The sequence below is a fragment of the Streptomyces sp. NBC_00258 genome (assembly GCF_036182465.1).
GTDB lineage: Bacteria > Actinomycetota > Actinomycetes > Streptomycetales > Streptomycetaceae > Streptomyces.
Genome location: NZ_CP108081.1, coordinates 9,814,223 through 9,825,531 on the forward strand (window position 1 = coordinate 9,814,223; position 11,309 = coordinate 9,825,531).

Here is an 11,309-nt window from a genome sequence, read left to right on the forward strand (position 1 = left end):
CGCATCGCGACAGATCAACGATGGAATGGAGTGATTGCGATGCGTTCCCACGGAGAGGAATACGGACCGGGGTTCGGCCCCGGTGAAGGGCGTGGCCGCGGACACGGCGGCCCTGGACACCCCGGTCGGGGTGGCTTCGAAGGCCGGCGTTCCGCCTTCGGTCCCTTCGGGCCCGGTTTCGGTGGTCCCGGCTTCGGCCCGGGCCCCTGGGGCGGGCGCGGAGGCCGGGGCGGACCGCGCGGCAGGGCACGGCGCGGCGACGTACGCGCGTCGATCCTGGCCCTTCTCAAGGACCGGCCGATGCACGGCTACGAGATGATCCAGGAGATCGCCGAGCGCAGCGGCGGGGCGTGGAAGCCCAGCCCCGGTTCGGTGTACCCCACCCTCCAGCTTCTGGAGGACGAGGGGCTGATCAGCAGTGCGAGCGAGGGTGGCAAGAAGCTGTTCTCGCTCACCGACGACGGCCGTGTCGCGGCCGACGAGGGTCCCGACGCACCCTGGGAGGACGCCGGGCGCGGGGTCGACTGGGAGGCACTGAGCGACATCCGGCAGGCCGGCTTCGGTCTGATGGAGGCGTTCGGGCAGGTCTGGAAGACCGGCAGCAAGGAGCAGCGCGAGAAGGCGCTGACCGTCATCAACGACGCGCGCAAGAAGCTGTACCTGATCCTCGCCGACGAGGACTGATGGTCCGTCAATGGGGGGTACTTCGACTTCGAAGTACCCCCCTTGAGCGTGTGATGAGTTCTGTTCCGGGCCGGCTCTAGGCCACCAGACCGCCCAGTTTGCGCAGGGACTCGTGCAGGGCCGCCGTCGCCGAGTCCTTCAGCTTGCCCGCCATCAACGAGACGGCGGCGCCCGTGAACTCGCCGTCGATACGGACGGTCGTGGCCTCGCCGTCGGGGGTCAGCGTGTAGCGCGTGGCAACCGTCACGGCCATCGGGCCCTTGCCGCGGATCGCGAGCAGGCGGGCCTCCTCCAGCTCCTCGATGGTCCAGTCGACCTCGGCGGGGAAGCCCATCAGCTTCATGTTCTCCTCGAAGGTGCCGCCGACTTCGAGGGACTCGGGACCGCCCTTCGGGAAGCTGGTGTGGGTGGAGTTCCACTCGCCGTACGAGGAGAAGTCCGTGAGCTGCGCCCAGACCTTCTCGGCGGGCGCCTCTATCCGTGCTTCCGCGCTGACTTCGGCCATGCGACCACCCCTCGTCTCGGGTGCTGCGCCGGGCGCAGCTGGCTACGGTGTCGCGGAACGTAGCCGCAGGGCCCTGAACATTCAATACTGATGAACCGTCAGGAAGTGTGGAGGTGGGGAAGTGCGGCGACGGGAGAGAGCGGGGCTCCCGGTGGGTGTTCAGCCGACCCGACGTATCTCCGCCGCGTCGAACAGGTCCCGGGCGCGCGGGTACGGCCCTTCGTCGTGGCAGTGCCAGGCTTCCCAGAACAGGTCGGCCGGCAGCGCGTCGTCGGGGGCGTAGACCCGGTACACGTACTGCCTGCCGTCGATGGCCGGCAGGACCACCAGCCAGCACCTGCTCTCCATGCTGCGTTGGACGAGCGCCGGTGCGATGCGGTTGCGCGAGGGGCGCAGGGCAAGGCGGCGCGCGCCTGTCGGGGGAAACGGCGTGATGTCATCCGTAAGGAGGAGGAGCCGGACAGTGATGCCCACCCTGTGTCGGACGCGAAAATGCTTCCCCGCGAGGATGACTCGATCCGAAGAGGCTGATGGGGTAAGGGATGTGCAATCCCGTACTTCCCACCAGCAGGCCGCCGGGCACGACCCGGCCCGCGTGGACATCGAGGCCCGGCTCAGCGCGGAGCTGGCGGCGGTGGTCATCGGTGCGCGCAGACGAGCGCTGCGGGACGGGGACCGGCAGATCGACACGGCCCATCTGCTGCACACGCTCCTGGAGTCCGACCCCGAGGTGCGCGAGCTCTTCGAGAGCGGCCCTCAGGTCGCCCGGCTGCTCGGCTACCTCGTGCAGCGCAGCATCGGCTACGGGCTCCGCTGGCAGAGCTCCGTCGAGGACTCCGGTGCCATACCCGTGGTGACCGAGGACGGGTGGTCTCCGGTGGCGGCGGGCGCCCTGGAGGTCGCCGGCGAGCGGGCCCTGCGGCGGGGCGACGAACGCGCGGGCGCGGTCGACCTGCTCGCGGCGATCGTCGCCGAACCCGAGTCGCGGGCGGTGGAGGTACTGGGACGCGCGGGGGTCGACGTACCGGTGCTGCTCGCGCGGATCGACACCGCGGCGGGCCGGGGCATCGAGGCCTGAGCCGGAACCGGGGCGTGCGGGGGTGTCGCCGGTCCATTCGGTGAGACAGGTGTCATTGGGGGTGACGCTCATGTCGTCGCCTGTCATCATGTGCCGGTGCATACGTCTGAGAGCAGTCAGGGCAACCGCGGGAGGGGCTTCGGGCTCGGCCTCGCGCTCGCGTCCGCGGTCGCCTTCGGGGGATCCGGTGTCGCGGCCAAGCCGTTGATCGAGGTGGGGCTCGACCCGCTGGACGTGGTGTGGTTGCGGGTCGCGGGCGCCGCACTGGTGATGCTTCCGCTGGCCGTGCGCCACCGGGGGCTGGTGCGCAGGCGACCCGCGCTGCTCGCCGGATTCGGACTGCTCGCCGTGGCCGGTGTCCAGGCCTTCTACTTCGCCTCGATCTCGCGCATACCCGTCGGCGTCGCGCTGCTCGTCGAGTACCTCGCGCCCGCACTGGTCCTCGGCTGGGTGCGGTTCGTGCAACGGCGGCCGGTGACCCGTGCCGCGGCCCTGGGCGTCGTCCTCGCCGTCGGCGGTCTCGCCTGTGTCGTCGAGGTGTGGTCGGGGCTGAGCTTCGACGTCCTCGGGCTGCTGCTCGCGCTCGGCGCCGCCTGCTGCCAGGTCGGCTACTTCGTCCTGTCCGACCAGGGCGGCGACGCGGGCGAACAGGCTCCGGATCCGCTCGGCGTCATCGCGTACGGACTGCTGGTCGGCGCGCTCGTCCTGACGGTCGTGGCGCGGCCGTGGGGCATGGACTGGGCGGTGCTCGGGGGCACCGCGGACATGGACGGCACGGCGGTCGCGGCCTCCCTGCTGCTGGGCTGGATCGTGCTGATCGCGACCGTCGTCGCCTACGTGACGGGCGTCAGGTCCGTGCGCAGGCTCTCCCCGCAGGTGGCAGGCGTCGTGGCCTGCCTCGAGGCGGTCATCGCGACCGTGCTCGCCTGGGTCCTGCTGGGTCAGCACCTGTCGGCGCCGCAGATCATCGGTGGCGCGGTCGTCCTGTGCGGCGCCTTCATCGCCCAGTCGTCCGCGCCCGCCAAGGCCTCGCAGACACCGGTGGCAGGCGGCACGGGCGACGCCGAAAGGGAGTTGTCGGCGCGAGGCACCGCCGTCTAGGCTCCCGATCATGCATTCGGACGCACTCGTTCTTCCGCCTCCGGCCGCCTGAGGCGGGCCCTCCGGAATCACCGCCCGGCCACCGGCCGGGCGGAACGGTGCTGCCCGCGGATGAAGTCCGAGGACCATCCGCGCCGAAGCGGCGACGTCACCGACGTGGCCGCTTGTGGCTGACGTGCCACTCGTACGGCGCGCGACGTGGTCCTTTCCCGAACTTCTGCGGATCTGCGGAGAGAACACGTGTCGCATGCTGTTTCCGGCCTGCCCATCGGGCGAGGCCTCCTCTATCTGACCGTCGCCGGCGCCGCCTGGGGCACCGCTGGCGCGGTCGCCTCACTCGTCTACCGCGCCAGCGACATGGGCCCCGTCGCCCTGTCCTTCTGGCGCTGCGCCGGCGGCCTCGCCCTGCTGCTCGCCGTCCGGTCGCTCCGGCGCCGACCACGCCCCACCGCACGCCCCCTCCTTCGTACGAGGCTGCTGCGGACCGGCGCCACGGGCGTGGGGCTCGCGGTCTTCCAGACCGCGTACTTCGCCGCCGTCGAGGCCACCGGACTCGCCGTGGCCACCGTCGTCACCCTCGGCGCCGGTCCCGTGCTCATCGCGCTGGGAGCGCGACTGACCATGGGTGAACGGCTGGGGCGCGCCGGATACGCCGCCGTCGCCGGGGCGCTCGCCGGGCTCGCGGTGCTCGTGCTGGGCAGCGGTGATGCGTCGGTCCGGCCGTCGGGCGTCGCTCTCGCGGTCGTGTCCGCCGCCGGGTACTCGGTGATGACGCTGCTGACCCGCTGGTGGGGGCGCGACGGCGGCACCGACGTGTCCTCGACCACCGTGGGGGCGTTCGCCGTCACGACTCTGTGCCTGCTGCCGTTCGGGCTCGTGGAGGGGCTGGTTCCGCACACCGCCGAACCCGCCCGGGTCATCGTGCTGGTGGTGTTCATCGCCGCGGTTCCGACGGCCCTCGCCTACGCCCTGTACTTCGCGGGCGCGGCCGTCGTCCGCTCGGCCACCGTCTCCGTGATCATGCTGCTCGAACCGGTGAGCGCGGCGGTCCTGGCCGTCGGACTGCTCGGCGAACGGCTCACCGCGGCCACGGTGGCGGGCACGCTGTTGATGCTCGGGTCGGTGGCCGGGCTCGCGCTCGCGGAAGCGCGGGGTGCGGGGACCGCGAGGCGTGCTCCCGAGGAGGAGCCGGCACTGCTCTGAGCACCCGCCGGCACCGGTCTGCCGGTCCGGGGCCGGTCCGGGGCAAGGGTCGGTACCGGCCGGGTGGGCCCCACCCCGTGGGGCCCACCCGGCCGGTCACCTGTGAGGGGGCCGACGCCACCTCGGCGTCACCCGCTGCGTCGCCGCAGCAGGTGTTCCCGCGCCGCCGTGTCACCCGGACCACCTCTTGTGGTCAGTTCGGCCACAACACGGTTCTGGATTTCCTCCGGCCGGTGATTCGCGTACTTGAACTTCGCCCGTACGTTCGTCACTTCGAGCCGCAGGCCGCGGATCCCGGAGAGGAGACGGCCGAACGGGGCCTCGCCGACCGTCGCACGGGCCGAACCGCCCTCGGGCTGGAAGTGGCCCAGCTGGCGGTTGATGAGCTCGGCCTTCTCCTCCGGGTCGTCCACCACATGGGCGGTGCACCGGAGTTGGACCGCCGCGTAGAAGCTCGTCGGAGTGCCGTGCTCGGGCGGGGAGTCCGGCGGAGCCTGCCAGGGGCCGGGCACGTACACGTAGTCGTCGACCACGCTCAGGGTCACGACCGGGTTCGCCTCGAGCGCCGGCCACACCGGGTTCGGGCGGGCCAGGTGGGCGAGGACCAGTCCGTACGGTCCGGGCTCGGCCTCGTGGAGGAAGTGCATCGGCTGGACGTGCGGCGGTTCGCCGGGCAGGCCGTTCACGGAGAGCTGGCCGAAGTCGTGGGCGGCCAGCCACTGTTGCCACTCGGCGTCGTCGTGGGGCGCGTCCCAGGGGTGTATGAGCATCAGAGGACCGCCAGGTAGTCGGGGACCTCGATCCCGGGGGCCAGGTCGGCGGCGGGGACCGGGGCGCCGTATCCCTTGCGGAGCGGGAGCACTCCGGTCCAGTGCGGCAGGCCGAGGTCCTCGGGCTCGTCGTTCGGACCGCCGGTGCGCAGCTTGGCCGAGACCTCGGCGAGGTCCAGGCGGAGCACGGCGGTGGCGGCCAGCTCCTTGGCGTTGGCGGGCCGGGAGTCGTAGGAGCGGCCCGGCACCACGTGGTCCACCAGCGCGTCCAGGGCCTCCCGCTTCTCGTCGGGGTCCGTCACCTGGTGGGCGACGCCGTGCACCACCACGGAGCGGTAGTTCATCGAGTGGTGGAAGGCCGAGCGGGCCAGCACGAGCCCGTCGACATGCGTGACGGTGACGCACACCGGCAGACCCGGGTCGGCCTGCCCCGCCATCCGCAGCGGGCGCGAACCCGTCGAACCGTGCACATAGAGGCGCTCACCGACCCGCCCGTACAGCGTGGGCAGCACGACGGGTGCCCCGTCGCGGACGAAGCCCAGATGGCAGACGTACCCCTCGTCGAGGATCGAGTGCACCATCTCGTGGTCGTACGCGGCGCGCTCCCTGGAGCGGGTGGGGACGGTGCGGTCGGTCGGGGTGTAGGTGGCGGGGTGCGGGGCGGCCGTCTCCGTCATGGTGCTCTCCAGGTCTGCGTCGTCGTCTGTTCTCGCACGTACGCCGTGCTCGCCTTGCGTGGCGTATTGCACTAGTGCATACTTTGCTTTGTGCTAGAAGAGTATCGGATCGAAGGTGGACGCGCAGCTGAGATTGCGGCCAGCGTCGAGCGTGCGGTGGGTTCGGGGCAGCTTGAGCCCGGTCAACTGCTGCCGCCGATGCGGGAGTTGGCGGGCCGGCTCGGGGTGAATCCCAATACCGTCGCGGCCGCCTATCGCACCCTGCGTGAGCGCGGGGTGATCGAGACGGCGGGCCGCCGCGGCAGTCGCGTGCGGTCCAAGCCGGTGACGACCGCTCGGGAGATCTCCCGCCTGGACGTGCCGCCCGGGGTACGGAATCTGTCCGACGGCAATCCGGATCCGGCCCTGCTGCCCACGCTCGCCGACGCCTTCGCGGCGGCCGCGGCCCACGCGGACCGGGAGCCGGTGCTCTACGGAGAGGCCGCCGTGGAGCCGGAGTTGGCGCGCCTCGCACGTGCGGACCTGGACGCGGACGGAGTGCCGGACGGGCCGGTCGTAGTCACCTCGGGCTCGCTCGACGCCATCGAGCGCGTGCTGGCCGTGCACCTCAGGCCCGGTGACGCCGTCGCCCACGAGGATCCGGGCTGGCGCAGTGTGCTCGATCTGATCCCGGCGCTCGGGCTGCGGGCGGTTCCGGTCGGTGTCGACGAGGAGGGGCCGCTGCCCGACGACGTGCGAGCGGCGCTGAAGGGTGGGGCGCGGGCCCTGATCGTCACCGACCGCGCGCAGAACCCGACCGGGGCCGCGGTGAGCGCCACGCGCGCGCGTGCCCTGCGTTCCGTGCTGGCCGAGTACCCGGAGACCCTGCTCGTCGAGGACGACCACGGGCATCGCATCGTCGACCTGCCCCTGCATCCGCTGGCCGGTGTGACCCGGCACTGGGCGTTCATGCGCTCGGTCGCCAAGGCGTACGGGCCCGATCTGCGGCTTGCCGTGCTCACCGGCGACCCCGTCACCATGGACCGTGTCCAGGGGCGGCAGCGGTTGGGGCCGGGATGGGTGAGCCGGTTGCTGCAACGGGCGGTTGCGGGGCTGTGGGCCGACGGTGCGGTGGACGCGCGGGCCGTGGCGGCGGCGTACGGGCGGCGGCGGGACGCGTTGATCGGCGCGCTCGCGGAGCGGGGCGTCGAGGCGTACGGACGCAGCGGGATGAACGTGTGGGTGCCCGTGCCGGACGAGACCGGGGCCGTCGCGCGGCTGCTGCACGCGGGCTGGGCCGTCGCGCCGGGGGCCCGCTTCCGGATGAACGCGCCGCCAGGGCTGCGGATCACCGTCTCGACCCTCACGCCGGACGAGGTCGGGGTGGTGGCGGACGCGGTCGCCGCCGCGGTCGGGTCGGCACCCGAGCGTCGCTACGTCTGAGATCGGAACGGGGTGACCCGGCCGCGCAGTTGCGCGGTCACGCGGTGGGCTCAGGACTTGGGTCCGGCGGGCCTGGTGGGCCTGGACTGGGTGAGTGCCGCGCCCGCCAGCACGATGACCGCGCCCACCGGTGTCGACCAGGCCAGCGACTCGCCGAGGATCGCGACGCCCGCGGCGGTGGCGATGACCGGGATGAAGTACGTGACCATCTGGGCCGTCGTCGGGCCGACCTCGGCGACCAGGCCGTACTGGATGAGAAGGGCGAGACCCGTACCGAGCGTGCCCAGCGCGATGATCGCGAGCAGGGGTATGAGCGGGAAGTGGGTCGGCAGTGAAGTGAACAGCGGGGTGACGACTGCCAGTTGGGCCGTCGCGAGCAGGAGTTGGGCGCCGGTCAGCGAGAGGTTGGAGTGGCTGGAGCCGGCCAGCGTGCGGCGGATGTAGATCCAGCCGATCGGGTAACTGAGCGACGCCAGCAGGGCCATCGTGGTGCCCGCGGCGTCCAGGCCGTTGAACCCCTGCCAGGCACCGAGCACCGTCAGTACGCCGAGGAAACCGATGCCGAGGCCCGCGACCCGGCGGCGGGTGGGCCGGTCCTCGGAGAGGGCGACCAGCGAGAGGGCCATGCCCCACAAGGGTGAGGTCGCGTTGCAGATCCCCGCCAGCGTGGACGGAATCGTCAGCTCGGAATACGCGAACAGGGAGAACGGCAGGGCGTTGAGGAGCAGGGCCGAGACTGCCAAGTGCCCCCAGGTGCGCGCTCCGCGTGGTAGCCGGTCCCGCTTCCAGGCGATTGCGACCGCGAGCACCAACGTGCCGAACAGCAGGCGGCCGAACGTCACTTGGAAGGGGGCGTAGCCATTCGTGCCGACCTTGATGAGGAGGAAGCTGAAGCCCCAGATCAGAGACAGAACGGCGAAGCGGAGGCGCCAGTCGAGGGCTCGGCGGGGGCGAGGAGGGGTGGTGTGGAGCGAGGCCTGAGGGCCGGCGGCCGGAGGGGTGGAGGGGGAGGAGGAAGCCGAGAGGGCAGGAGGGGCTGAAGGCGTACGGGGCTCGGTCGCGGCGCTCATGAAGACCACGATGGAGGATCGTGATCTCGTAGCACAAGCGAGATTTTCATCGCGATACCTCGTAGTATTGCTTACATGTTGAACCTGGAGCGCCTGCGTACCCTCGACGCCCTGGCCCGGCACGGCTCGGTCAGCGGCGCCGCCGAAGGGCTGCATGTGACGACATCTGCCGTGTCCCAGCAGATGTCCAAGCTGGAGCGGGAGGTGGGGCAGCGACTGCTCGCCAAGAACGGGCGGGGGGTGCGGCTCACCGACGCGGGGCGGCTGCTCGCCGACCATGCCGCGCGCATCCTGTCCCAGGTCGAGCTCGCCCAGTCCGATCTGGAGGCGCAGCGCGGCCAGGTGATGGGGGAGTTGAGGCTCTCGGCGTTCCCCACGGCGGCGCGCGGGCTGTTCCCCACGGCGCTTGCCGCGCTGCGGGCGGAGCATCCCGGGCTGCGGGTTCGCTCGCGTGAGCTGGAGCCGGAGATCGGGGTCGCCTGGGTGACGCGCGGCGATCTCGATGTGGCGGTGGTCCTCGACTGGTACAACAAGCCGCTGCCGCTGCCGGACGGTTTGGTCAAGGCCTCGCTTCTCGACGATCCCACCGATCTGGCGCTGCCCCTGGGGCATCGTCTCGCCGAGCGTTCCGAGGTGGACCTCGAGGACTTCGTCGACGACGAGTGGATCGCCTGGGACGAGGGGGAGTTCTGTCACGAGTGGCTGCTCTTCACGTTGCGCGGCAAGGGGATCGAGCCGGTCATCGCTCACCGGGCCGAGGAGCATCACACGCAGCTCGCGATGGTCGCGGCGGGGCTCGGCGTGTGCGTGGCGCCCCGCCTCGGGCGGGATCCCGTTCCGGCCGGTGTGCGGACCGTGCCGGTGCGGCCGCGTGTCACTCGGCATGTGTATGCCGTGTGGCGGGCGGATGCGGATCGGCGGCCTGCGATTCGGGCGGCCGTGGATGCGTTGCGCTCCGCGGGGGTGCGGGTTTCTTAGGGGCCGTTGTTCGGGTGCGGGTCCGGTGGGGGCTTGTCGCGCAGTTCCCCGCACCCCTAACGGGGCGCAGGCCGCCCCCCTCGCCTCAGAGTGCAGCGAGTTTGCGGAAGTCCCATGAGGCTGTTGCTTTTGGGGTCAGGCGCATCCAGGCGTGTCTGCCGTCGTGGGGCATCTCGGGCAGGCCGAAGTTCTTGCGGGCGAACAGCCGCTCCACGGAGTCGAGTTCGGGGTACGGCTCGCCCGTGCGCGGTGCCTCGCCGATGAACTCGACGGTGCCTGAGAGTTCGACGCCCCGCAGGTCGTCGTACTCCTCGCCCGCGTCGACGACCACGGCGACACGGGGGTCGCGGCGCAGGTCGGCCCAGCGCTTGCTGCGTGTGATCGAGTACAGCCAGAGGGACTTGCCGTCCCAGGCGAACCAGAGCGTGCTGACGTGCGGCGCGCCGTCGGCCGACACGGTCGCCAGCCGGCAGGTGCGCTGAGTGGTCAGGAACTCGTCCAGCTCGTCGGGTGTCATCATGATCCTTCGGCCCCGGCGCTGAGTGACGGCCATACGGTTCCCCTCATTTCTGACGTGACGTCAGAAAAGCATGAGGTGTCTTCCGTCCGTACGCAATGGTGGCTACGCTCGCGCGCCACCGCAGACCAGGTCGACCGGGCCGCGCAGGGTCCGGGACCGCCCGCGACAGGGGGAGCCCATGCCGTCGTTCGAGCAGCTCAGCGAACTCCTCGACCCCGCCACCACGGTCCTGCTCACCGTCGAGTGCCAGCAGGGTGTCGTCGGCCCGGACAGCGCGCTGCCCGAACTCGCCAAGGAGGCCCGCTCCTCGGGCGCGCTCACCCGGGTCGCCCGTCTCGTCACGGCGGCCCACGAGAGCGGCGTACAGGTCATGCACGCTGTCGCCGAGCGCCGTCCCGACGGCCGGGGGGCCAACCACAACGCCCGGTTGTTCCGCGCGGCCGAACGTCTGCCGGTGCGGCAGCTGTCGGGGACCGCCGCGGTACGTGTCGCGCCGCCCATCGAGGTGGCCGAGGAGGACCTCGTCGTACGCCGGCTGCACGGTCTGTCGCCCCTCGCCGGTACCGACGTCGACGCGCTGCTGCGCAACCTCGGCTGCCGCACGCTGATCGTGACCGGAGTCTCCGCCAACGTGGCCGTGCCCAACGCCGTGTTCGACGCGGTGAACCGCGGCTACACCGTCGTCGTGCCCGGGGACGCCATCGCGGGGGTGCCTTCCGACTACACCCCCGCGATGATCCGCAACACGCTCGCGCTGGTGGCCACAGTCGCCACCACGGACGAGGTACTGGCCTGTCTCAAGCGACCCCGCCGGGTCAGCCGAGCGTGATCGAGTCCCCGCTGACGGTGATCTTGGCGGCGGTGAGGCCGCTGGTCGCGGGCCCCTTCTTGACGCTGCCGTCCGTGGCGTTGAACTGGCTGCCGTGGGCGGGGCAGGTGATGGTGCCGTCGGCGACGCTGTTGATCTGCTGCTTCTGGTGCGGGCACACCGTCGAGTAGGCCTTGAACTCACCGGCCGTCGGCTGTGTGACGACCACACCCTGATCGGCGAACACCTTGCCGCCGCCCTCCGGGATGTCGGTGGTCTTGGCCAGCGCCGCGCCCCCGCCGGAGCCCGACGACTCGGAAGCGTCGGAGGAGCCGGACGAGCTGTCGTCGGAGCCTCCGCAGGCGGTCAGCGTGGCGGCGATACCGGCCCCGCCTAGCGCCGCCAGGAGGGTGCGACGACAGAGCGCCGGCGCAGGCTTGAGCGATTCGCTGGACATAGTGGCGGTCCCTTCCACAGATGTGCAGATGCGCGT

14 protein-coding genes are annotated in these 11,309 nt (G+C 71.5%); 7 read left to right on the plus strand and 7 right to left on the minus strand.

Annotated features, from left to right (window positions below):
• Positions 1–39: 39 nt before the first annotated feature.
• Entirely contained in the window at positions 40–684 is a 645-nt protein-coding gene (locus tag OG718_RS43660) for a PadR family transcriptional regulator (RefSeq protein ID WP_143644355.1), read from the plus strand.
• Positions 685–760: 76 nt separating this feature from the next.
• On the opposite strand, the gene OG718_RS43665 is transcribed toward OG718_RS43660, so the two are convergent.
• Positions 761–1,189 carry a type II toxin-antitoxin system Rv0910 family toxin gene (locus OG718_RS43665; RefSeq protein WP_143644354.1) on the minus strand — a complete coding sequence of 143 codons (429 nt, stop codon included), beginning with the start codon at positions 1,187–1,189 and terminating at the stop codon, positions 761–763.
• A gap of 159 nt (positions 1,190–1,348) precedes the next feature.
• Entirely contained in the window at positions 1,349–1,537 is a 189-nt protein-coding gene (locus OG718_RS43670; protein WP_143644353.1) for a hypothetical protein, read from the minus strand.
• Positions 1,538–1,733: 196 nt separating this feature from the next.
• Here OG718_RS43670 and OG718_RS43675 point away from each other — a divergent pair, with 196 nt between their 5' ends.
• From OG718_RS43675 to OG718_RS43685, 3 genes are all read left to right on the plus strand, one after another.
• Positions 1,734–2,267, plus strand: a complete 534-nt coding sequence (locus OG718_RS43675; RefSeq protein ID WP_306941070.1) for a Clp protease N-terminal domain-containing protein — start codon at positions 1,734–1,736, stop codon at positions 2,265–2,267.
• A 90-nt stretch (positions 2,268–2,357) separates the two neighbouring features.
• The gene (locus tag OG718_RS43680; RefSeq protein WP_328846749.1) at positions 2,358–3,368 is read left to right on the plus strand and encodes an EamA family transporter; all 1,011 of its coding nucleotides are present in this window, start codon (positions 2,358–2,360) and stop codon (positions 3,366–3,368) included.
• Positions 3,369–3,608: 240 nt separating this feature from the next.
• Positions 3,609–4,571, plus strand: a complete 963-nt coding sequence (locus OG718_RS43685; protein ID WP_328846750.1) for a DMT family transporter — start codon at positions 3,609–3,611, stop codon at positions 4,569–4,571.
• A 128-nt stretch (positions 4,572–4,699) separates the two neighbouring features.
• Here the strand turns inward: OG718_RS43685 and OG718_RS43690 are convergent, their stop codons facing one another.
• Both OG718_RS43690 and OG718_RS43695 read right to left on the minus strand, forming a co-directional pair.
• Entirely contained in the window at positions 4,700–5,341 is a 642-nt protein-coding gene (locus OG718_RS43690) for an FMN-binding negative transcriptional regulator (protein ID WP_328846751.1), read from the minus strand.
• A complete protein-coding gene (locus tag OG718_RS43695) occupies positions 5,341–6,018 on the minus strand; it encodes a pyridoxamine 5'-phosphate oxidase family protein (protein WP_143644348.1) in 678 nt (225 codons plus the stop codon). Before OG718_RS43695 ends, OG718_RS43690 begins: the two co-directional genes overlap by 1 nt.
• A gap of 90 nt (positions 6,019–6,108) precedes the next feature.
• Between OG718_RS43695 and OG718_RS43700 the strand changes: the two genes are divergently transcribed.
• Entirely contained in the window at positions 6,109–7,440 is a 1,332-nt protein-coding gene (locus OG718_RS43700) for an aminotransferase class I/II-fold pyridoxal phosphate-dependent enzyme (protein ID WP_328846752.1), read from the plus strand.
• 50 nt (positions 7,441–7,490) lie between these two features.
• Here the strand turns inward: OG718_RS43700 and OG718_RS43705 are convergent, their stop codons facing one another.
• Positions 7,491–8,510 (minus strand): DMT family transporter, encoded by a 1,020-nt coding sequence (locus OG718_RS43705; protein WP_143644346.1) that lies wholly within the window; start codon positions 8,508–8,510, stop codon positions 7,491–7,493.
• A gap of 75 nt (positions 8,511–8,585) precedes the next feature.
• Here OG718_RS43705 and OG718_RS43710 point away from each other — a divergent pair, with 75 nt between their 5' ends.
• Entirely contained in the window at positions 8,586–9,488 is a 903-nt protein-coding gene (locus OG718_RS43710) for a LysR family transcriptional regulator (protein ID WP_143644345.1), read from the plus strand.
• Between the two features lie 85 nt (positions 9,489–9,573).
• Here the strand turns inward: OG718_RS43710 and OG718_RS43715 are convergent, their stop codons facing one another.
• Complete coding sequence (locus OG718_RS43715; RefSeq protein ID WP_143644344.1) at positions 9,574–10,041, minus strand: pyridoxamine 5'-phosphate oxidase family protein; 468 nt, start codon at positions 10,039–10,041, stop codon at positions 9,574–9,576.
• A 145-nt stretch (positions 10,042–10,186) separates the two neighbouring features.
• On the opposite strand from OG718_RS43715, the gene OG718_RS43720 reads away from it, so the two are divergent.
• Positions 10,187–10,837 (plus strand): cysteine hydrolase, encoded by a 651-nt coding sequence (locus OG718_RS43720; RefSeq protein WP_143644343.1) that lies wholly within the window; start codon positions 10,187–10,189, stop codon positions 10,835–10,837.
• On the opposite strand, the gene OG718_RS43725 is transcribed toward OG718_RS43720, so the two are convergent.
• The gene (locus OG718_RS43725) at positions 10,824–11,273 is read right to left on the minus strand and encodes a Rieske (2Fe-2S) protein (RefSeq protein ID WP_143644342.1); all 450 of its coding nucleotides are present in this window, start codon (positions 11,271–11,273) and stop codon (positions 10,824–10,826) included. The two genes, OG718_RS43720 and OG718_RS43725, sit on opposite strands and share 14 nt — an antisense overlap.
• Positions 11,274–11,309 lie beyond the last annotated feature (36 nt).